The sequence below is a fragment of the Natronolimnobius baerhuensis genome (assembly GCF_002177135.1).
Taxonomy (GTDB): Archaea; Halobacteriota; Halobacteria; order Halobacteriales; family Natrialbaceae; genus Natronolimnobius; species Natronolimnobius baerhuensis.
Genome location: NZ_MWPH01000006.1, coordinates 91,234 through 111,945 on the forward strand (window position 1 = coordinate 91,234; position 20,712 = coordinate 111,945).

Genomic DNA, 20,712 nt, shown 5'->3' on the forward strand with positions numbered 1-20,712 from the left:
CGGTGTGTCTGTGGTACTGGGAGCAAAATACCCACGTAAATCTGTATTTTGACATCCTCTCCGCCCTGAAGGGGCGAGGCTTTCTCCTTGATTCCCCGTAATATCCTACCTACTGGATCGGTTGTCGAGCGCGTCGGAATGGACTCACTAACCGAATTTGAAGAATATCTGGAGGAGATATAGGACACATATACAAAATTAACTTCTCAGAAACAATACCAGACACAAATGAGTATCCGATATGGAGTACAATCCGACAAGAAGAACGGTCATCACATCGAGTGGATTGCTCACAGCTGGTCTCGCCGGTTGTATAGGCGCCGCGCAAGAAGATAGCGATTTTCCGGTCCAGATCCAACAAGACGGTCCAGCACCGGTCGATCTCGGGACGGCCTGTGACTTTTCGATCCTGGCAAAATCCGGGATATCGAGCGTTCCCAACTCCGATGTGGCAGGGGACATCGGCGTGAGTCCGATCGCGTCGACTGCCATAACCGGATTCGATCTAACGCTGGATGCATCCGGCGTCTTCGCGACATCAACGCAGGTGGGCGGACGGGTGTACGCGGCCAATTATGCGGAGCCAACCCCGTCCAGGTTAACGACTGCGGTGAGCGATATGGAAACCGCCTTCACTGATGCATACGGCCGCGTTCCGCCGGACTTCACAAATTTAGGAGGCGGCAATCTCGACGGAGAAACACTGACTCCAGGAGTGTACAGTTGGGATACCGGCCTCTCGATTGACGGGGATATCACCCTCGACGGCGGTCCAGACGACACCTGGATCTTCCAGGTTGCAGGAGATCTCACCGTGGCGAGCGGTGCGACTATCAATCTGACGGGGGGCGCACAGCCCGAGAACATCGTCTGGGTGGTCGCTGGCGGTGGCGGTGTCGAGATCGGAACGGACGCGAACTTTGCGGGGGTCGTGCTAGCCCAGACGGCGATCAACGTGCTCACCAATGCAACGGTGGACGGCTGTTTGTACGCCCAAACCGCCGTCAATCTGCAGATGGCGACGGTTACCGGGTGCGACTGCGATCTCGTCGACCTGCAAGTTGATTCGGCGTGTGTAGATGAGGACGGGGAGATCACGGTATCGAACCCCAACGACGTCTCAGTGATGGTAACCGTCACCGGTCCCGACGCGTACGAGGAAACAATGGAGGTTCCCGCCGGCGGTTCGGCGACGTGGGGGAACCTTGCGGATGGGACGTATTCGCTCGAGACCGACAATATCGCAATCGGTCTCGATATCACGACGCTCGACATCAGTTGCGATCCGACCGTCCCTGACGTCGTAACGACGCCAGCGACGGACGTCAACGGCTCGACGGCCACGCTCAACGGAGAGTTGACCGACCTCGGGGACTTTGCCACTGTCGACGTCTTCTTCGAGTGGCGCGAACTCGGGGCGGACGACTGGATCGCCACCGCACCGCAGACGCTCGACGCACCCGGCGACTTTAGCGACGAGATCGCGGGTCTCGAGCCCGGCACCACATACGAATTCCGGGCGGTCGGGCTAGCAAACGGTGAACGGGTCGAAGGAGCCACGCTTCGTATCATCAAGGAGGTGCCAGGTGTACCGGAAGTCATCACGTCGCCGGCGACGGACGTCAACGGCTCGACGGCCACGCTCAACGGCGAACTGCTCGACCTCGGAGAGTTCGACAGCGTCGACGTCTTCTTCGAGTGGCGCGAACTCGGGGCGGACGACTGGATTACCACCGAGACGCAGACGCTCGACGCGCCCGGTGAGTTCAGCGCCGAGATCCCGGGCCTCGAACCCGGCGAAACGTACGAATTCCGGGCAGTCGCAGTGGCCGATGGCACGCGTGACGAGGGAGCTATTCTCTCGTTCACCAAAGCCGAGCCCGGTGCTCCCATCGTCGAAACCCAGACTGCGACGGACATCAACGGATCGACAGCGACGCTCAACGGTGAGTTGATCGATCTCGGCGACTTCGACACGGTCGACGTCTTCTTCGAGTGGCGTGAACTCGGCGAGGACGAGTGGATCGCCACCGAGACGCAGACGCTCGACGACCCCGGCGACTTCACCACCGAAATCGCAGGTCTCGAGCCCGGCACCACGTACGAATTCCGGGCGGTTGCAGTGGCCAATGGCGAACGCTACGAAGGAACCATCGTCTCGTTCACCAAAGCTGAGGCCGGCGTTCCCAGTATCGAGACACAGCCAGCGACGGACGTCAACGGCTCGACGGCCACGCTCAACGCTGAACTGCTCGACCTCGGAGAGTTCGACACCGCCGACGTCTTCTTCGAGTGGCGCGAAGTCGGCGCGGACGAGTGGATCGCTACCGAGCCCCAGACAGTTGACGAACCCGGTGAGTTCAGCGCCGAAATCGAGGGCCTCGAGTCCGGCAGCACGTACGAATTCCGGGCAGTCATGGTGGCGAACGGCGAACAGTTCCTCGGAGCCACACTCTCGTTCACCAAATTCGGACCAGATGAGTTGGATGTCGAGACGAGGCCAGCGACGGACATCAACGGCTCGACAGCCACACTCAACGGCGAGTTGATCGAACTCGGCGACTTCGACAGCGTCGATGTCTTCTTCGAATGGCGCGAAGTCGGCGCGGACGAGTGGAACACCACCGAGACGCAGACGCTCGACGAACCGGGCGACTTCAGCGCCGAGATCGAAGGCCTCCAGCCCGGCAGTACGTACGAATTCCGGGCGGTCGCAGTGTCCGATGGCACGCGTGACGAGGGGGCTATTCTCTCGTTCACCAAAGCTGAGATCGGTGCCCCCATCGTCGAGACCCAGATGGCGACCGACGTCAACGGCTCGACGGCGACGCTCAACGCAGAGTTGATCGACCTCGGCGAGTTCGACACGGTCGATGTCTTCTTCGAGTGGCGTGAAGTCGGCGCGGACGACTGGATCACCACCGAGACGCAGACGCTCGACGCGCCCGGCGACTTCAGTACCGAGATCGCGGGCCTCGAGCCCGGCAACACGTATGAGTTCCGGGCGGTCGCAGTGGCCGATGGCGAACGCTACGAAGGAACCATCGTCTCGTTCACCAAAGCTGAGGTCGGCGCCCCGAGCGTCGAGACACAGCCAGCGACGGATATCAACGGTTCGACGGCGACGCTCAACGCAGAGTTGATCGATCTCGGCGACTTCGACACGGTCGACGTCCTCTTCGAGTGGCGCGAAGTCGGCATGGACGACTGGATCGCTACCGGATCCCAGACGCTCGGCGAACCCGGTGAGTTCAGTACCGAGATCGCGGGCCTCGAACTCGGTTCCACGTACGAATTCCGGGCCGTCGTGGTCGCGAACGGCGAACGGTTCCTTGGAGCCACACTCTCGTTCACCAAATTCGGGCCAGCTGCGTTGGATGTCGAGACGAGGCCAGCGACGGACATCAACGGCTCGACGGCCACGCTCAACGGCGAACTGCTCGAACTCGAGGGTGCAGCGGAGGCTACCGTCTTCTTCCTCTACCGCGTCAAGGGAACAGCGGTGTGGACGTTTACCGACGAAGCGGCCCTCACCGAGCCCGGACCGTTCAGTGCGACGGCGATGAACCTCGAGACCGGCACAACCTACGAATTCCAAGCGGTCGCCCAAGTGGGCGACACGGTTGTCTACGGCAGTATTCTGGAGTTCACGAAGGAACCAGACAAGAAAGACAAGAAGAAGAAAAAGCGCGAATACAAGCGCGCAAAACGCGAATACGAGAAGTGCAAAAAGAAATACGAGAAAGGAAACGTGAACAAGAAGCAACTGAAAAAGAAGAGACACGCCTACGAGCGCGCAAAACGCGAGTACGAGGAGTATAAACAGAAGTGTAAGAACGCGTCCTGATTCGGTCGAACACCTGACAACGGCTAATAGCTGTTTCTACCCCAAAATTTAGGAAGCTATTCGATGAATAACAGACACGATAGCCGTCACAAATCACGTCGGTAGCCCCTCTTGTTCAGATTTGAGGAGATACCCGAATCCTAGAGACGGCGTCGACAGAGCACCTATGTCACAGTACGATCCGTCAGACACACCTGATTCACAGCACGTTCACGAAGAACAGAAGCGGACCGGAAAGCCGACCGACCGCGATTGCCCGTGCTGTCGAGTCTGTGGACTAAGCGCTGATCGGACCGACGAATCGACGGAGCGACGCGAGCACCGGACGGAAGAACACGGCGAACACGAATCGTCTGAGCACGAAGAACACAGTCGTGATCACGATCACGACGATGAAGCGCACGTCGACCACGCCGATCACGAGGAGTTGTTCAAGCGGCGATTTTTCGTCTGTCTCGCCCTCTCGGTCCCGGTGCTGTACTACAGCGAGATGCTCCAAGAGTGGTTTGGCTACACAGCAATAACGTTCCCTGGAAGCGAGTTCGTTGCGCCGATTCTCGGGGCTTTCGTCTTTGTCTACGGTGGCGTACCGTTCCTGCGGATGGGTGCTGTCGAAGCTCGCAACCGCGAGCCGGGGATGATGCTGTTAATCTCGCTGGCGATCACCGTCGCGTTCGGCTACAGTATCGCAGCGGTCGCGTTGGACATCGGGGAACCGCTATTCTGGGAACTCGTCACGCTGATCGTCATCTTCCTACTCGGCCACTGGATCGAGATGCGAAGCGTTCGGCGCGCTTCGGGAGCGCTCGACGAACTCGCCGAGTTGATGCCGGATACGACCGAGCGTATCACCGACGACGGCGAGACTGAAGAGGTCCGCGTCGACGACCTCGAGGAAGACGACCTCGTGCTTGTTCGGCCGGGAGCGAACGTGCCCGCCGACGGCGTCGTCGAAGATGGCGAATCGAACATCAACGAGTCGATGATCACCGGTGAATCCCGGCCGGTCAAGAAGGAACCAGGTAACGAGGTGATCGGTGGGACGACCAACCGTGATGGTAGCCTCCGGGTTCGCGTTACTGCGACAGGCGACGAGACGACGCTCTCCGGAATCATGCGATTGGTCGAGGAGGCACAACAGAGCCGCTCCCGGACGCAGATGCTCGCCGACCGCGCGGCGGGATGGCTGTTCTATGCCGCACTCGCGGTCGCAGCGGTCACGGCTATCGCGTGGACCGTCGCTGTCGGGTTCGGACTGACGGTCGTTGAGCGTGTCGTCACCGTGTTGGTGATCGCGTGTCCCCACGCGTTGGGGCTCGCTGTCCCACTGGTCGTCGCGATCAATACAACGATGGCGGCGCAAAACGGGATGCTCATTCGGGACCGAATTGCCATGGAGGAGGCGCGAAATCTCGATACGATCGTCTTCGACAAGACGGGAACCCTCACCAAAGGCGAGCAGGGAGTCGTCGACGTCACGACGACCGACAACTGGGACGAGGACGAACTGCTAGCGGTGATGGCTGCTGCCGAAGGCGACTCCGAACACATGATCGCAGCGGCAATCCGGGACGAAGCCGACGGGCGGGGCCTCTCCGTGCCGAGCGTCCGCGAGTTCGAAGCCCTCAAGGGGCGGGGCGTCCGCGCGACGCTCGAAGCGGAAACTGCTGTCACTCCGGGTGCCGATGTGGACACAGACCGCGTAGCGGGCGGTGAAACAGTGTACGTCGGCGGGCCAAACCTGCTGCGGTATCTCGATGTTGAACTGGGCCGTGACCTCGAGATGTTCGCCGGCGAGGCCGGCGAGCGCGGTCAGGGCGTCGTCTACCTGATTCGGGACGGCGAAGCGGTGGGTGCGGTCGCGCTCGCGGACGTGATCCGAGAGGAGAGCTACGAGGCAATCGACGCGCTTCACGAGATGGGTGTCGAAGTCGCAATGTTAACCGGCGACACGGAGGATGTCGCTCGCGCCGTCTCCGACGAACTCGAGATCGACACGTACTTCGCCGAAGTCCTTCCGGAGGATAAAGACAAGAAGATCATCGAACTCCAGGAACAGAGCAAACTCGTATCGATGGTGGGCGACGGCGTGAACGATGCGCCCGCACTGACGCGGTCCGACGTCGGCATCGCCATCGGGTCGGGAACTGATGTTGCCGTCGAGTCCGCCGATGTCGTCCTCGTCGAGAACGATCCACGCGACGTCGCTCACCTCGTCCGATTGAGCCGGAAGAGCTACCGGAAGATGAAAGAAAACCTCGTGTGGGCGGCTGGCTATAACGTCTTCGCCTTACCGCTCGCAGCCGGCGTCCTCGCACCGATTGGCGTTCTCCTCTCCCCAGCGGTCGGTGCAGTCCTGATGTCGGTCAGTACGGTCATCGTGGCGGTCAACGCACAGTTCCTGCGCCGTGCGGATATCTCCAGTTGAAGCTCTTTGTGGCACTCGAACGAGCCGAAACGCGATAGTGCTCGTCTTTGTCGTCAATGAACGGTTGTTCACACGAGAGACGACGAGAAGGCAGCAAAAACGCTCTTGGACGATTTCGCTGATGAGTTCATGCCCACGTATTCAAGGACAACGCTGTCGTATTCAGACTATGACAACCGATGACTCCCTCGTCCGAACGCTGTTGATTGTTATCGTCGCGATTCTGCTCTTCCCCCTTCTTGCGATGGCGCTGATGATGCCGTTGATGGGGATATGGGGAGGCGGACATATGTGGAACGGGATGTGGAATGGTAGCGACAGCGGATGGATGTGGCTCCTCATGGGAATCATCCCGTTGATCGTTCTCTTCGGAATCGGCTCTCTCCTGTATAGCGCGGTTCGACAGTCGAACGAAAATCAATCTGATCCCGCCATTCAAGAACTTCGGTCGGCATACGCCCGAGGCGAACTCACCGAGGAAGAGTTCGAGAAGCGCCGCGAACGGCTGGAACGAGATCGATAGTCGACTTGTGTAGTACGAACCGGACCTCACTGCGACGTGTGAGGTCGTCGATGCACTCGAGGACGGCGAGTATCGGCTGAAGACTCAAATCGAAAACGATCTCAGTTCCAGAGTCGATTTCGATACCGTTGCTTCCCGCATCGGTGTCGGTACCGTCGTCACCATTTTCCGCTGCTGTCTCATCGTCGTCGTCACCGAGACAGCCTGCGACTACCGCGGTTGCGAGGGATGCGCCCGTGACTTTCAGCACCGTTCGACGAGTGGCGGGTGTATTCGACATCATCACCGGCAGCTACGGTGCTCCATGAATTACCGATTTGGACGCGAATTCACCGAGGAGAACGTTCGAGAGTATTTTTCGAGCCCCCTAATCGTTTTTTCTTGAGAGAGCGTTCACGCGTGCCGATCTCAACACCCTCGACGTGTACAGTCTACAGTTGGTTCTCGATGTCCTCTGCGGGATAGATTCGGTATGTCCGACCCTGAGGTTCTCGATACAGCAATCCTCGCTTTTCTAGGTCGGTGACCGTTTGGCTGACCTTGCTTTTCGAAAAATTTGATCGGTCCCTAAGCTCGATCTGCGTGAGGCCCGGGGATGTGAGAACTGGCTCGAGAATGCGTTTCTCGTCATCCGGAAGGAGGTCCAAGATCTGGCGTTTTGCTTCACTTTCGGTACGTTGTGCTGTCTGGTCTCTCGAGAGGTTTTCCGGATCTTCTACACCAGTTGTGTCGTCGCTCGGCTCACCCGGTGTTAGTTTATCCGACGGAGAGATAATCCGATCACGAACGCCAACGTACACACCGACGGTTACACTTGCGATAAATACAGTTCCAAGCAGATACCAGACTGGGTGGGTCCCGTGCATCGCCGCCATCGACGACCCCATGTGATCTTCCATCCCCTCGAGGGCGACCCACTGCTGATACGCCTCCCAGGTGGCACCCCCTCCGATGAGGAGTATCATCACAATCAAGAGTCCAACAGCGGTATCTGCGTGCTTCGGTTTCACGGTCGGTAGGGTACACTTATGGGTGATCTGTTCTACGCGTTACGGTCATGCCCACTGGTTGGGAGTTCCGATGGGATTCAGAAGTGGATGGCAGACAACCTGGCCGGGTACAATTGGGTCTCAAGAGTGATTCTTTTTCAAACGATCCGAGGATAATCGGCACCTCGTGCTATAGCGAGCCAATGCCGATAGCGGTCGAATATTCCTGCAAGAAACGCTATCGCTTGGAAGGAACGATTAAAGGAGCTTAGAAACGCCATCGAACGATCTCTCGACTGGGTTCACACCCATACTAATAATTCACGTCTGCTCGTCCTCCCACTCGAGGTGGATCACATGACATCCAGAACAATTCGCCTGGTAGTAGCGTTTACAGTCGTCGTCGCGCTCGTCGGTGCAGTCGGACTCGTGAGTGGCGAGATGCATTCAGACGGCACTGATGGCGACTCAGAGAGCACCCACATGGCTCAAATGGCCGGCCACATGAACGGTGACATGGCTGATCACATGGATGGGAACGCCATGGAGATGATGCAAGACAACATGGGTGACCACGACCACGCCGACCATCACGACGGTGAGGACGGGCACTGCTGACATCGCGGTCCCGTCCCTATTTTTGCGTGGGGAGTTGAAGAGCGAAGATTGTAGCACGGATTCGAATGGGTGAACCAGACGATCTACCGGGTTCCGAGCCGGGTCAAGTAGTCGAACGGGACGAAACCTACGAACACGACGACTTCGGTCTCGTCGAAGTGACTGGGATCTGGCGGGGGATTCCCCAAGTCGATTCAGCACGCCACACCGATCAAAAGGACGGTATCATCGTTCGGTACTCGACGAAAGAGGACGACACTGGCTGATTTCCAGGCCCTATTTAAGACACAATAGACACAAGATCATCGATAGATCAGACTCAACTACAGACGCTAATTGGATGCACTAATTAAATCAGTCTAACATCCCTCTGGCCTCTATCCGCCATTCGAATTTCCGACCGGCAGCTGAAACGTTACGTGAAACAGGCGCAAAGCCTCGCCCCTTTAGGCGCGGGAGGATGTCAACCATTACCCACCGCCCCACCCACCTCCACGTTCCGGGCTTCTCACGGCCAGGAGCCGCTTCGTTGCCGGGCTTTCGCTGATCCCAGACTGTCAATTTGCTTCGCCGTGAAGCAGTCGCGGTAACTCCATTTGTACGAATAGCGTCGCAACTACCATCAAAAGCGGCCCAAGAAAGATACCGTACCAGCCGAAAGCGACCGGCCCGAGGATGTACGCAAAGAGGACGAGTCCCGTCGGGAACATTCGGCCTGAGAGCGATGGCCGAACATAGGTTCGAATGATATTGTCGAAAAAGACACCCATGACGATGTAAAACGTGATGGGAAACCACAATGTCGTTAGGTCGGTCTGAATGGCCATCACTGCTAGGTAAACGACGATCGCTGCGTACACGATGGATCGACCAATGAGTGGGATAACCGAAGCGAGACCAGTCACAATAGCTAGCAACAGCACCTGTGGAATCGCAAGTCCGGGTGGTGCAATCACATTGAGAAGCGTGTAGATGATTCCAGTGAGTACCATAATCGCGAGAATTGTCAAAGTATATCCGAAAAACACAGAACGTAACCCCTTGTCAACCGCTTGAGCGAACTCGTCGACACGGGTTCCCTCACCAACAATTTCGAATCGAAACCACCTAGAGAGTCGCCTCTCATCACGAAGCAGAAAGAACGCAAAAAGAAGCGTGATAAACAGATTGTATGCTGCTGTGACAAACGCACCCAATACGCCACTTCCCCACTCGAGTACCGATCCAACAGTTGGATCGGTGGCGAAGTCTTCCACAAAGAGGTAGATCTCCTCCTCAGTCGTGGGTACCGTTTCCGGGAGGCCGTCAGGGAACAACGTTTCGACGATCCGTTCGAAATCAGTTGCCTCGAGGGTTCCAAGTTGTACAATAGCAATTGAAGCAAGGACGATGAGGATACCCACGAAGGGGAGGATAACGAGTCCAAGAGTGATGACCGCAGCCGTACTTTCTGAAAGCCCACGCTGTCGGAGCTGTCGGGCCACTGGCCGGGCCACATAATAGAGAAATACTCCGAACACGGCCCATCCGAGATACCCCCGAAGTGTGTATACTAAGATGGTTGTAAGGACAAGCCCAAAAACCCACCAACTAAGTTTTGACCGAAATCGTTTGTCAATAAAACCATCGTCTGAATCCATGGACATGGAACGAACACCTCTTGAGAACAAGCCTCTTGGGGTAAAGAATCTTCATTCTCGAGTTCGATTGGGGAGGCGCCGATACAATCATGAACTTGAGCAGTTGCACCCGAGAAACGTTCGATGATTCGGGCACCCGACACAATGATATGTATAGCACGATCAAAACATGGCTCGAGGACCTCGTCTGTGAGGTCGACGATGCGGTCTCGAGCGACCAGTTCAGAGAGTGGCTCGACGTCCAGAGTGAGTTTCACAGCAAGTGTGGCAAGAATTGTGAATCAAACGGGCCGATTCCAGGCTTCTGATCGAAGTCACCAAATTCGATACCTGTGGGTGCGCTCGAGGTGTTCTTCAGTGACTACGACACAATACCTCCGCGGATATGCACTCGAGGAGTCGTTCAAGGCGATGGAGTCCGCTCAGTCCGTTCGGCGGGATCGTACGCCTCGCTGAAGACTTCGACGACGGCCTTGAACGTCGCCAGGAGGACCGGCCCGAGCAGCAATCCTAACATTCCGAAGAGGTAGAGGCCGCCGATGACGCCGATCAGGACGGTCCCCGGGTGGACGCCGGACTCAAGGTCTACCAGCACGGCGCGCAGGTAATTGTCTACTACGGAAAGGACCGTAAAGCCATAGACCAGCAGCAAGCTCGCACCGACCGAATCACCCATGACGAAAAGATAGCCCACAATGGGTCCCCAGACCAGCCAGACGCCGATGGCGGGGAGAAACGAGACGATAATCATTACGACCGTCCAGAACGCGACGTTCGGAACGCCGAGGACGTAGAGGCCGATTCCACCGAGTACGCCTTCCGCAATCGCAACGAGGACGTGACTCCGCAGCACCGCCCACGTAACAGCGTCGACCTCATCGATCAGCTCCCGGCGAACCTCGTCGTCAATCGGTGCAACCGATCCAATCCAGGCGACCAGCCGTCGGCCATCAACGAGGAAGTAGTAGAGCAAGAACACTAGCACCAACAGCCCGAGTCCGACCTGAAAGCTCGTGTCCAGCAACCGGAGCAGTTCCTGGAGGGCGAACTCGAGACCACGATTGAGAAAACCCTCAAGTTCAGAGGAGAGGGCCGCCTCGAGACCATTCAGAACCGTCTCGTCGAACCCCAGTTCGCGAGCGGTCGTTCGAGCGGTTTCGACGAGGTCCACATCGCCGAGGTCGTTGACGAACGAGAGGACGGTCTGTAACAGCAAAACCGTGAAAATGAGTAACGGAATGACCGTGGCCAGAATGCCGAACACGGTCACAACGCCCGCCGACACGCGCGGCGAAATCGTGATGGCGGTTCCACGGACGCGTACCGTCCTTCCCTCGAGTCGGTCGTGAAGCGGGAAGAGCACGAACGCCAGCAGGACGGCCGCCATGATGTACTGCAGCAAGGGGAGGGCAAGCAAGACGCTGATCGCCCCGAGGAGAGCCACCAGTAACAGGAGAAAGCCGATGCGGAGATCCATATCTGAACATTCAAAGATCCCTACTTAACGTTTCAGTATCAGTCCGTCAGGCACGATCAGGTCCGAAATCCTCGAGGTAGCGCTCGGGAACGTACGGCAACACCCCTGCCGGAAGCACGCGGACGACGACGGCGGCGAGATCCGCGAGAGCGCGCCTGAGTGCAGCATAAACGATTGCAACGGCGAGGGCACCGATCACGACCCACTGGAACGCCCCCTCGAGCGTCCACAGCAGGGGGACCGACAGTGCGACCGACAACAACAGGTCGCCGGGTGAGCCATCGTATCGAACCAAGCGACGAGGTGCGATCCAGGTCCCGCGATAGTGATCGTACACCGCCTTCTCGGAGCGCCCCTCCCAGGGACGCAACTCGAGGCCGCTGCCGAAGACGTCGGTCACGCAGTGGACGGCAGCGCCGAGCAGGAAGACGGCGACGCCGACGGTCGCCGTCGTGGGAATCAGCGCCGCGACGACGACCGCGACGGTGGCGACGGCGCTGTAAAACACGGGAAAGTGGAGGGTCTTGCGGTGGCCGGCGTACAGATCCAGATCCGGGAAGACGCCACCGAGTAACCCCGCAACGAGTGCGATGGACGCGAACTCCGGCGCCGTAGCTACCAGCGGTAACACGAGCGCCATCCCCGCGAGGGCGTGGGTCGGGAGCATCATTGTGACCTTATAGAAGGGACAGAACTTCTTGAACGTATCGGGGATTGACGAACGACGAGTGCTAACGGTTGCGTCGCCCCGTTACGTGAAACAGGCGCAAAGCCTCGCCCTTCAGGGGCATGGCGAGAGCGAAGCTCTCGCTGCAACCGAAAAGCTCCGCTTTTCGAGGACGGGGATACGCGCCGTAATTCTCGTCAATCTTCCGCCGTCGAACGCACTGCTGGGGTTCTGTCGGTACGTTTAAGTAAAATCCCGACCATAGTATGCATAGATGGTGAAGAGCACTCGTCACGCGAAATACGAACTCTACTACCACATAGTATTCATCCCGAAGTACCGGGAGCCGCGTCTGACGGGCGCAACCAAAGAACGTCTCAAAACCATCTTCGTGGAGATATGCGACGACAAAGACCTTGAACTTGTAGAGGCCGAAATCATGCCTGACCACGTTCACCTGTTCGTGGGAAGCCCGCCGCGCAACGAACCGTCGTTGCTCGTCAATTGGCTCAAAGGCATCTCCGCGCGGTACTACAATCAGCGATACGACGACCGTATCAAATGGACACGCTCGTACTACGTCGGAACGGCGGGTAGTGTCTCGAAGGACGTTCACAAGAGCAACGCTCTTGTGGGCCAATCAGAAGCCGATGGCTTCTGATAACGCCGTAGAACAGTATATCCGCGAGCAACACAACGCATGAAGCGCGTCAACACCTTCCGAGTAGCCCCACAGTCCGACGAGGACGAAGAGCTACTTCGGCGGCTGTTGGATGCTTCCGCAAGCCTGTGGAACGAACTGAACTACGAGCGTCGACAGAACTACTTCGCCGACGACGATTCGAGCGTGTGGGATACCGACGAATACCGAGGACGCTACAACGGTATCGTAGGGTCCGCGACCGTCCAACAGCTCACACGAAAGAACAGCGAAGCATGGCGGTCGTTCTTCTCGCTGAAAGAAAGCGGCGACTGCGCGAACCCACCGGGCTACTGGGGCAACGAAGAGGATGGGCGAACGCTCCGTACCTACATCCGTTGCAATCAGTACACGCTCGAATGGGGCAAGCGTAGTCGTCTCGAAATCCCCGTCGGGCAAGACCTGAAAGAAGAGTACGGTCTTGGCTACCACGACCGCCTTCGCCTCGAAGTGCGAGGGAACCCGAAGTGGGATGGCAAACAGGGCCGTCTCGAAATCACCTACGATGAAACGAGTGATACGTACCGAGCTTTTCAACCTGTCACCGTGCCTGATTCTCGGCAGGATTCACCACTGGCGGATGAAACCGCCGCTCTGGACGTAGGCGCGAACAACATCGTCGCGTGTTCGGTTTCGACCGGCTCGCAGTACCTCTACGAAGGACGCGACCTGTTCGAGCGGTTTCGTGAGACGACGACGGAAATCGGCCGTCTACAGTCGAAGTTGCCCGAAGGGCGCTACAGTAGCAACCGTATCCGGCGGCTCTACCGACAACGAACGCGCCGACGGGACCACGCGATGAACGCTGTTGCCCGCGACCTCGTAGAACGGCTCTACGACGAGGGCGTTGCGACGGTGTACGTCGGGGACTTAACCGATGTTCTCGAATCGAATTGGTCGGTTCGGGCGAACGCGAAAACGCACAACTTCTGGGCGTTCCGCGCGTTCATCAACCGTCTCGCCTGCGTTTGTGAGGAATACGGTATCGTCATCGAAGCGCGGACGGAAGCGTGGACCTCGCAAGAGTGTCCCGACTGTGGGGAGCGAGAGGGGACTGTGCGCCACGAGGATACGTTGACGTGCCCCTGCGGTTTCGAGGGTCACGCGGATCTCACGGCGTCTGAGACGTTCTTAAAACGCGAAACGAGCGGCGAAGTCGGGCCGATGGCACGGCCTGCACGGTTCAAGTGGGACGACCATTCATGGTCAGCGTCATCATGCGCTTGTCCCAACGAACAGCGTGCGAACCCGCAAGTTGCCTCCGTGGGTCGGTAGCCGAACCCCCAACGGAGGAATCTCGCCCCTTTAGGGGCGGGAGGATGTCAATCTCGCCGAGCGCCGACCCGCTCCTCGAGTTGGGTTGCCAGACCCTCCGAAACCTCGGTGAGGTAGACCGTCCCCCACGTCGCGACGAGGATCGCACCGAGGGTGTTGAACAGCATGTCGACGACCGTGTCATCAATCCCGTGCTGGGCGAGGATGGGCTCCAGTCCCAGCATGAGCGCGCCTTGGTCGACAAAGAACTCGAAAATCTCCCAGATGACGCCCATTGCGAGGATGAACACGAGAGTGAATGAGAACAGCGCCCAGCGCGGGAGGTGGACCGACTCGCTGTGGAGGTGGACCGCCCGGATCGCGGCGTACCCCGTGGCAGCGACGACCGTCGCTGAGAGCGTATGCGTCAGGTGATCGTAGGGACCAATCGCGTCGTACAGGCCCGCGGTCCCGAGCGCGTGGAAGAAGACCGCAGCCGTCACCCACAGCGCGAGGCCGGGTTCGATGGAGATTTGATAGTCTCGTTCGAGCACGGCTGGAACGAGCGTGATAACCAGCGCGAGGGCGGCGTTAGTCGTGACGGGGAGTTGTAGCGTCCAGACGCCGTAGAGCAGGACACTGACGAGAACGACCTGCATCGCGCGTACCAGTTGCGTCTGCCGGCGCACCGAAATCCCGAGTTGATCACTGAGGACCACCCCTTCAACGTTCTCTTCGTCTGTCCGAGAAACGATGGAAGCGGACATCCGGGAATCAGACCGTCCGGCCCTAGAACGGAAGTACAGGGCGAAGATCACGCCAGCGAGCAACCCGGCAGCGGTTGCGTACATGAACTCGACCATCACCGCTGCGTTGATCGCGTCCTGCGACCGGCCGTCGAGCAGGAACGTCGTCCCGAACGTGACATCTGCCGACCAGCGGAGCATACTCAACACTCCCGCCATCGCGAGCGTGAACAGCACGGTGAGGACGACGGCGAACCACGGAACCAGGCGAAGCGACGTGAACCGATGGAGTTCGACCGCGAGCAACAGCCCGAGCGTGGCGAGTGCGAGATTGGGGACGACATCCGTAACCAGCGGCTGCGGTGCGAACGTCTCCCACAGTACCGGCAGGCAAATCAGCCCGACGAAGTACCACGGCGGCATAACCGTCGGGTCACGAAACGTGATCGCCGGCAAGACAATGAGTGTAATCGCGACGACGCTGAACAGAATCGGCTCGTACCGCTCGAGGACGATCCCGCCGAGGAGCGGCGCACACAGGACGAGGACGAGCAGCCACGAGAGCGTCGTGTTTCCTGACGACTCGACGAACAACGCGGCGAGTCTATCGGTGTCGCTCTCACTCATGCTGGAGACGGACGGCAGCATCTCTAGCGGTACCGCTCGTCGAATCGCGAATGAACATGTGAATACACCGATCCGCACGGCATATATAGCCCGCGTATCCGCTCGAGGGCGTCTCGTATCGGGGCGGATTAACCCTAAGAGACGACCGATGTCACGAGACAACCCAACGGAGCCATCCGATTTGAATCACGAACATGGTACCCAACAGCAAACCGAAAAGCCGACTGACCGCGAGTGTCCATGCTGCCGGGTTTGCGAATTGACCGCAGAGCGCACCGGTGAGCCATCAGACCACGACGACCATCGAGACGAAGTCCGGGAGGAACGTACAGACGCTCCAAGGAACGAACCGTCCGATCACGCCCACGAAGAACACGACGACGACGACGGCCACGCCCACGAGGACCACGTTGATCACGCTGGACACGAGGAACTGTTCAAACGGCGCTTTTTCGTGGCGGTTCTTTCATACTGAGACAGAATTCCCATGAATAAATGTGTTCGCTAACAGTCGATTCAGACTGATTTACTCGTACTTTGAGCACCTGTTTCCGGATGTTCACGATCAGATGGATCTTTCTTCCCTTCAAGACATGGAAAACTTGGAACACGAGGTCGATACAGCACGTGACTTTGAATGAGTGAGTCGTTTCCCACCAGCCTTTCTTGACCAGTAGTATGCGGCGCTGTCACGAGTAGGGATAGGAATTCTAATTCTATGGGTACAACGTATGTACGCGTGAGTGAACAATGGGAACAACGTGAGTCAACTTTCGGCTTCCAGAGGAACTCCTCGAGAAGGCCGATGTTGCGCTGAAATAACGCATACAAACCGTACAGAGGTCATCAAGAAGGCGCTACAGCAGTACTTCGAAGCGGTTGAAGATGACGAGCGGTTCAACGAAGCACTCATTGAACTCTATCTTGATGAGGAAGTCGGCTTCGAAACCCTGAAAGAGTTCGTCGGTCGGCAAGATGCTGAAGCCGTTCGGGCTTCGAAAGCTGTTCTTGAGCAAGGAGATGACCTAGCAGACGAACTTGCAGATCTCGAGTGACAGGGCCAGGAACGATCGTTATTGATACAAGCGCGTTCATCTCTTTAGCCACAGCAGACTCGGTAGAGATGGTTCTCGAGGAATATGATGTACAGACAACTGAGACGATACTCGAGGAATTGGTGGAGACAGCAGAGTATGACGATGTTCACGGGACATTCGGGACTGTCTGTCGGAACCTTAGTGGGTGGTAGCTCGAACAATTGGCCCACCACATTAGAGTTTCAACTATTATAGTTCAGACTATTATAGTTCTGTCTCTAACTCCGGAACACGTATGTATCTCCCACTACGACTGGGAGTATGGACCAGTTCGTCAATCGTATCGATGAACTCGAGCGGTTGCAGGCCCTCTATGAGAGTGACGCTGCAGAACTCGCAATTATCTATGGGCGCCGCCAGATCGGCAAGAGCGAACTCGTCCGCCAATCGATTGTCGACCGCGACGATGCCGTGTACTATCAGGCAGTCCAAGGAACAGCGACGACACAGCTGAGGCGATTTGTCGAGGCAGCAGCGACGACCTATCCAGACATCACTGCTGTCAAAGAGGAATGGGAACCACTCTTAACGTATCTCACCGACAGAGACGCCATCATCGTCATCGACGAATTCCCGTACCTCATTGAATCGAATGAGGGACTTCCATCGGTCATTCAACACCTGTGGGATACAGCTGTCGAGGAGAGTCAGGCGACGCTCGTACTCACAGGCTCTGCAATCGGCATGATTCATACCCACGTCCTCGATGGCGGTGCGCCACTCTACGGCCGGGTATCCCAGACACCGAATGGCCGCCTCGAACTCACCCAGCTACCGTTTCGTTCCATCCAAGAGTTCGTGCCGACGTACGATCCCGAAGAACGGGTGTTCGTCTATGGCGTCTTCGGCGGCACACCCCGATATCTCAGCCCTCTCGATCCATCACAGAGTCTCGGAGAAAACATCACGCGGCTGTTGTGCGACCTGGATGGTCCACTCCACGACGAGCCCGAAACCGTCCTCCAGATGGAGCTCAACGAGGTGAACACGTATTTCTCCGTACTGGAATCGATGGCCAGCGGGAGCCGCAGTCGAAACGAGATCGCCCAGGGAGCCGACATCGAGAGCACCAACACATCGTACTACTTCGACCGGCTGGAAACACTCCAGATCATCGAGAAACACCATCCGGCGCTCGCCGACCCAGCGCGCAGCAAGCGGACTCGGTACCAGATTCGAGATCCCGTATTCCGGTTTTACTTCCGGTATCTCTACGGCCGCGGGGGACAGTACGAACTCTACGGCGAGAACGCCTACGCGGATCTCATCGAACCGGAATTGCCCGACTTCGTCAGCGAAACGTTCGAATCGCTCTGTCACCAGGCGGTACCGGCGCTCTATGCAGACTACCAGCTCACACAGGTGCCAAGCCAGTGGTGGTACAAGGGCCGGGAGGTAGATGTCGTCGCACCAACTGACGAGTCAACGCTGATCGCTGGCGAAGCGAAATTTACCAACACCCCCCTCGGTTATGACGTACTCGCTGACCTCGAGGACGACATGGAGCACATCGACTGGACACCCATTGGAGGTGGTGAGCCGACGTATGAACTCGCCTTATTCAGCCGATCCGGGTTCAAACGCTCTGTCAAGGAAGCTGCAGACGAGCGTGATGATCTTTGTCTCTTCGATCTATCTGATATAGTTGCTGTTCTTGAAAGTAAAACCGACCAGTAACGCCAGAGGGTAACAGCTGGGGATGGTTTTTCGACCACCAAGGAGGCGCGGGGGAATCGAACGTACCCCCATAGGTGAATCAAATAAAAGAAACCAATGAGACGACAGCGTCTCGATCTTCAGTTTTTGTGTTAGCAGAAAGAGAGAGCGTTGAGCCCCCGCCCTCAAGGAGCCAGCCTCTGCTGGCGAGTAGGCTGGAGTAGTTCACAGAAATGCAAGGAGGAAGCCCACGACTTCAGTCGTGGGAGGAATCCGACTTGCACCTGCCGACCGATAGTCTCTTGAGTATGGATATGATATGAGTATGTATGAGTGGAATAGAAAAACGACGAGTCGGCGACCGCGGACAGGTCACTCTCCCCAAGGAGATGCGCGAAGAGTTTGACATCGGCGGCGGTGACGAGGTGGAAATCCGCAAAGAGTCGGGGAAAATCATCATCGAGAAACCAATCACTCGAGAGGATCTTGCGGCCGGCTATCGTGCGCGAGCCGATCGCCTTCGAGAACTCCACGATGAGATGAATGGCGTATCGCAGGAGGCCGACGAATATCTCGGCGACGCCCCGGAGTGGGAGTAGATGGAGGTACGCCGGGGCGACATCGTGATCGTCCAACTTGACTCGACAAAAGGTTCAGAACAACGGGGGACGCGACCATGTCTCGTCGTCCAGAATAACGTTGGGAACGAAAACGCACCCACGACGATTGTCGTCCCGTTTACGACGTCGTTTGATGATGAGTTGTATCCGTTCGAAGTGCTCGTGAAGGCCGATGAGTGCCACCTTCGAGAGGATTCCGTCGCAATGTGCAGCCAGATCCGAACGGTGTCAATCGAACATCGAATCAACACCGTCGTCGGATCCATTCCTGAAGAGCGAATGCGTGACGTCGATACCGCACTCGAGTATAGTCTTGGGCTGCGCGGCTCGTGGTGATTCGCGACGCTTCTGTGTCATCATCCGATTTTTCATCGAGGAGACCCGTCGCATCAGTCGAGAACTCGTGTTCTGTCTCGAGGGAAACGTCGTTCCCGTCAGTCGTGAGCACGACGTCGCCGTGGACGGCGGTCCAATAGATCTCGATTCTGCGGTCAGCAAAGTCCTCGAGGACCTCGTCATGTGGATGGCCATACTGGGAGTCGTACGCACTCGAGATGATCGCTGTTGTAGTGCAGATCTGAATCCGAGTCGCCCTCTGGCGGGTTGAGGACGTCGACGTCTGTATCACCGAACTCAAAATGGTCACCGTCTTCGACAACCAGGAGTTCGACATCGTACTCTTCGACGGCGGGTCATCGCCTTGAATGTCAAAGTTTCCCAATCTGCCCGACGGTAGGTATCTTCGCTTGGAGTTCTCGAGTAGCTTCAGATCAACCAAGGCGTGATGGTGAATTAGCGACCTGGTTTCTATGTCTGCTATTTCAGGGAACTCACAGACCAAGAAAGGATTTTATCATGCACTTTAGAAAATACACCAATCACCCACTACCCACCTCCACGTTTCAGGACATTCACGAACAAGGGTCGTTTCGCTGCCGGGATTTTGCATATTCTCATCTCGGATGGCACCCAGTGTTTAACCGTATAGAACGGTTCATTCAGGGTAATGGAACGCCTGACCCGCCAGAAAGAGCGTGAGGACGAAACTGAGCACGAAACCACTGGACAAGAAGGCGTTCGAACCTGTCCTGAATGTGATTCAACGTCGCTCACCAGAAGTTCGGATGAAAGCGAAATTAGCTGTGAGGACTGTGGACTGATTTTGGAAGAGGAGACGATTGATCGAGGCCCAGAGTGGCGAGCGTTCAACGCAGCCGAGCGTGACAGTAAATCACGCGTTGGTGCGCCGACAACCCAGACAATGCACGATAAGGGGCTGACGACGATAATCGACTGGAAAGACCAGGACGCCTACGGTCGATCACTTTCCTCGGAGAAGCGCACTCAAATGAATCGACTGCGGAAATGGCAAGAGCGGATCCGAACAAAGGATGCCGGCGAACGAAACCTCCAGTTTGCGCTCTCTGAGACAGACCGAATGGCTTCTGCCCTAGGTGTTCCTCGCTCTGTCCGAGAGGTTGCAAGCGTCCTCTATCGACATGCACTCGATGAGGATCTTATCCGGGGACGCTCAATCGAAGGTGTGGCTACCAGTACGCTATACGCAGCCTGTCGGATGGAAGGAATCCCACGATCCCTGGATGAGATTGCGGCCGTCTCACGAGTAGACCGGATGGAAATTGGTCGCACATACCGGTACATCTCACAGGAACTGAGCCTCGAGATGGAGCCTGTCGATCCGAAGAAATACGTCCCTCGATTCTGTTCTGAACTCGAACTTCCCGAAGAGGTACAAGCGAAAGCTAACGAAATCATCGATACGACAGCCGAGAAAGGGTTGCTGTCAGGCAAATCACCGACTG

The 20,712-nt window shown here is 57.3% G+C and carries 18 protein-coding genes and 3 pseudogenes; 14 read left to right on the forward strand and 7 right to left on the reverse strand.

The window, feature by feature from the left end; genetic code table 11:
- Window positions 1-241: 241 nt before the first annotated feature.
- The 3 genes from B2G88_RS18885 (at window position 242) to B2G88_RS18895 (ending at window position 6,798) form a co-directional block, all read left to right on the forward strand.
- On the forward strand, window positions 242-3,847 hold the full coding sequence (locus B2G88_RS18885) for an ice-binding family protein (protein WP_245835463.1): 3,606 nt from the start codon (window positions 242-244) through the stop codon (window positions 3,845-3,847).
- A 166-nt stretch (window positions 3,848-4,013) separates the two neighbouring features.
- A complete protein-coding gene (locus B2G88_RS18890; protein ID WP_087715668.1) occupies window positions 4,014-6,275 on the forward strand; it encodes a heavy metal translocating P-type ATPase in 2,262 nt (753 codons plus the stop codon).
- Window positions 6,276-6,444: 169 nt separating this feature from the next.
- Entirely contained in the window at window positions 6,445-6,798 is a 354-nt protein-coding gene (locus B2G88_RS18895) for an SHOCT domain-containing protein (RefSeq protein ID WP_054862097.1), read from the forward strand.
- Here B2G88_RS18895 and B2G88_RS18900 read toward each other — a convergent pair.
- Both B2G88_RS18900 and B2G88_RS18905 read right to left on the reverse strand, forming a co-directional pair.
- Window positions 6,746-7,081, reverse strand: a complete 336-nt coding sequence (locus B2G88_RS18900) for a hypothetical protein (protein WP_054862096.1) — start codon at window positions 7,079-7,081, stop codon at window positions 6,746-6,748. The two genes, B2G88_RS18895 and B2G88_RS18900, sit on opposite strands and share 53 nt — an antisense overlap.
- Before the next feature lie 148 nt (window positions 7,082-7,229).
- A complete protein-coding gene (locus tag B2G88_RS18905; RefSeq protein ID WP_217895838.1) occupies window positions 7,230-7,763 on the reverse strand; it encodes a helix-turn-helix transcriptional regulator in 534 nt (177 codons plus the stop codon).
- Between the two features lie 381 nt (window positions 7,764-8,144).
- Here B2G88_RS18905 and B2G88_RS18910 point away from each other — a divergent pair, with 381 nt between their 5' ends.
- Both B2G88_RS18910 and B2G88_RS18915 read left to right on the forward strand, forming a co-directional pair.
- Window positions 8,145-8,405 carry a hypothetical protein gene (locus B2G88_RS18910; protein WP_087715670.1) on the forward strand — a complete coding sequence of 87 codons (261 nt, stop codon included), beginning with the start codon at window positions 8,145-8,147 and terminating at the stop codon, window positions 8,403-8,405.
- 65 nt (window positions 8,406-8,470) lie between these two features.
- On the forward strand, window positions 8,471-8,671 hold the full coding sequence (locus tag B2G88_RS18915; RefSeq protein ID WP_054862095.1) for a hypothetical protein: 201 nt from the start codon (window positions 8,471-8,473) through the stop codon (window positions 8,669-8,671).
- A gap of 291 nt (window positions 8,672-8,962) precedes the next feature.
- Here B2G88_RS18915 and B2G88_RS18920 read toward each other — a convergent pair whose 3' ends face one another.
- The gene (locus B2G88_RS18920; RefSeq protein WP_245835465.1) at window positions 8,963-10,051 is read right to left on the reverse strand and encodes an AI-2E family transporter; all 1,089 of its coding nucleotides are present in this window, start codon (window positions 10,049-10,051) and stop codon (window positions 8,963-8,965) included.
- Window positions 10,052-10,134: 83 nt separating this feature from the next.
- On the opposite strand from B2G88_RS18920, the pseudogene B2G88_RS18925 reads away from it, so the two are divergent.
- Window positions 10,135-10,320: pseudogene (locus tag B2G88_RS18925) on the forward strand (DUF955 domain-containing protein); the annotation flags it as partial.
- Between the two features lie 128 nt (window positions 10,321-10,448).
- Here B2G88_RS18925 and B2G88_RS18930 read toward each other — a convergent pair.
- Entirely contained in the window at window positions 10,449-11,522 is a 1,074-nt protein-coding gene (locus B2G88_RS18930; RefSeq protein WP_087715671.1) for an AI-2E family transporter, read from the reverse strand.
- 46 nt (window positions 11,523-11,568) lie between these two features.
- Entirely contained in the window at window positions 11,569-12,192 is a 624-nt protein-coding gene (locus B2G88_RS18935) for a metal-dependent hydrolase (protein ID WP_176393304.1), read from the reverse strand.
- 271 nt (window positions 12,193-12,463) lie between these two features.
- On the opposite strand from B2G88_RS18935, the gene tnpA reads away from it, so the two are divergent.
- Window positions 12,464-12,850: an IS200/IS605 family transposase gene (gene tnpA, locus B2G88_RS18940; protein WP_087715672.1), complete on the forward strand. Its 387-nt coding sequence runs from the start codon at window positions 12,464-12,466 to the stop codon at window positions 12,848-12,850.
- 39 nt (window positions 12,851-12,889) lie between these two features.
- Window positions 12,890-14,164: an RNA-guided endonuclease InsQ/TnpB family protein gene (locus tag B2G88_RS18945; protein WP_087715673.1), complete on the forward strand. Its 1,275-nt coding sequence runs from the start codon at window positions 12,890-12,892 to the stop codon at window positions 14,162-14,164.
- A gap of 47 nt (window positions 14,165-14,211) precedes the next feature.
- Here the strand turns inward: B2G88_RS18945 and B2G88_RS18950 are convergent, their stop codons facing one another.
- Window positions 14,212-15,516: a hypothetical protein gene (locus B2G88_RS18950; protein ID WP_054862153.1), complete on the reverse strand. Its 1,305-nt coding sequence runs from the start codon at window positions 15,514-15,516 to the stop codon at window positions 14,212-14,214.
- 148 nt (window positions 15,517-15,664) lie between these two features.
- On the opposite strand from B2G88_RS18950, the gene B2G88_RS18955 reads away from it, so the two are divergent.
- From B2G88_RS18955 to B2G88_RS18980, 5 genes and pseudogenes are all read left to right on the forward strand, one after another.
- On the forward strand, window positions 15,665-15,991 hold the full coding sequence (locus tag B2G88_RS18955) for a hypothetical protein (protein ID WP_054862093.1): 327 nt from the start codon (window positions 15,665-15,667) through the stop codon (window positions 15,989-15,991).
- A gap of 275 nt (window positions 15,992-16,266) precedes the next feature.
- Window positions 16,267-16,571: pseudogene (locus B2G88_RS18960) on the forward strand (ribbon-helix-helix protein, CopG family).
- Between the two features lie 303 nt (window positions 16,572-16,874).
- A complete protein-coding gene (locus tag B2G88_RS18970) occupies window positions 16,875-18,290 on the forward strand; it encodes an ATP-binding protein (protein ID WP_087715675.1) in 1,416 nt (471 codons plus the stop codon).
- 308 nt (window positions 18,291-18,598) lie between these two features.
- The gene (locus tag B2G88_RS18975; protein WP_054862091.1) at window positions 18,599-18,868 is read left to right on the forward strand and encodes an AbrB/MazE/SpoVT family DNA-binding domain-containing protein; all 270 of its coding nucleotides are present in this window, start codon (window positions 18,599-18,601) and stop codon (window positions 18,866-18,868) included.
- Window positions 18,869-19,225 carry a type II toxin-antitoxin system PemK/MazF family toxin gene (locus B2G88_RS18980; protein WP_054862090.1) on the forward strand — a complete coding sequence of 119 codons (357 nt, stop codon included), beginning with the start codon at window positions 18,869-18,871 and terminating at the stop codon, window positions 19,223-19,225. It abuts the gene before it with no gap.
- Here B2G88_RS18980 and B2G88_RS20030 read toward each other — a convergent pair.
- A pseudogene (locus tag B2G88_RS20030) lies at window positions 19,134-19,578 on the reverse strand (hypothetical protein); the annotation flags it as partial. The gene B2G88_RS18980 and the pseudogene B2G88_RS20030 overlap by 92 nt on opposite strands.
- A gap of 317 nt (window positions 19,579-19,895) precedes the next feature.
- On the opposite strand from B2G88_RS20030, the gene B2G88_RS18990 reads away from it, so the two are divergent.
- Window positions 19,896-20,712, forward strand: an 817-nt coding sequence (locus B2G88_RS18990; protein ID WP_087715676.1) for a transcription initiation factor IIB, incomplete at its 3' end; no start/stop codon positions are given.

Coding starts and splice junctions, on each gene's coding strand:
- B2G88_RS18885 (WP_245835463.1), top strand. CDS start 242: ATGGAGTACAATCCGACAAGAAGAACGGTCATCACATCGAGTGGATTG.
- B2G88_RS18890 (WP_087715668.1), top strand. CDS start 4,014: ATGTCACAGTACGATCCGTCAGACACACCTGATTCACAGCACGTTCAC.
- B2G88_RS18895 (WP_054862097.1), top strand. CDS start 6,445: ATGACAACCGATGACTCCCTCGTCCGAACGCTGTTGATTGTTATCGTC.
- B2G88_RS18900 (WP_054862096.1), bottom strand. CDS start 7,081: ATGATGTCGAATACACCCGCCACTCGTCGAACGGTGCTGAAAGTCACG.
- B2G88_RS18905 (WP_217895838.1), bottom strand. CDS start 7,763: ATGATACTCCTCATCGGAGGGGGTGCCACCTGGGAGGCGTATCAGCAG.
- B2G88_RS18910 (WP_087715670.1), top strand. CDS start 8,145: ATGACATCCAGAACAATTCGCCTGGTAGTAGCGTTTACAGTCGTCGTC.
- B2G88_RS18915 (WP_054862095.1), top strand. CDS start 8,471: ATGGGTGAACCAGACGATCTACCGGGTTCCGAGCCGGGTCAAGTAGTC.
- B2G88_RS18920 (WP_245835465.1), bottom strand. CDS start 10,051: ATGTCCATGGATTCAGACGATGGTTTTATTGACAAACGATTTCGGTCA.
- B2G88_RS18930 (WP_087715671.1), bottom strand. CDS start 11,522: ATGGATCTCCGCATCGGCTTTCTCCTGTTACTGGTGGCTCTCCTCGGG.
- B2G88_RS18935 (WP_176393304.1), bottom strand. CDS start 12,192: ATGATGCTCCCGACCCACGCCCTCGCGGGGATGGCGCTCGTGTTACCG.
- tnpA (WP_087715672.1), top strand. CDS start 12,464: ATGGTGAAGAGCACTCGTCACGCGAAATACGAACTCTACTACCACATA.
- B2G88_RS18945 (WP_087715673.1), top strand. CDS start 12,890: ATGAAGCGCGTCAACACCTTCCGAGTAGCCCCACAGTCCGACGAGGAC.
- B2G88_RS18950 (WP_054862153.1), bottom strand. CDS start 15,516: ATGAGTGAGAGCGACACCGATAGACTCGCCGCGTTGTTCGTCGAGTCG.
- B2G88_RS18955 (WP_054862093.1), top strand. CDS start 15,665: ATGTCACGAGACAACCCAACGGAGCCATCCGATTTGAATCACGAACAT.
- B2G88_RS18970 (WP_087715675.1), top strand. CDS start 16,875: ATGGACCAGTTCGTCAATCGTATCGATGAACTCGAGCGGTTGCAGGCC.
- B2G88_RS18975 (WP_054862091.1), top strand. CDS start 18,599: ATGAGTGGAATAGAAAAACGACGAGTCGGCGACCGCGGACAGGTCACT.
- B2G88_RS18980 (WP_054862090.1), top strand. CDS start 18,869: ATGGAGGTACGCCGGGGCGACATCGTGATCGTCCAACTTGACTCGACA.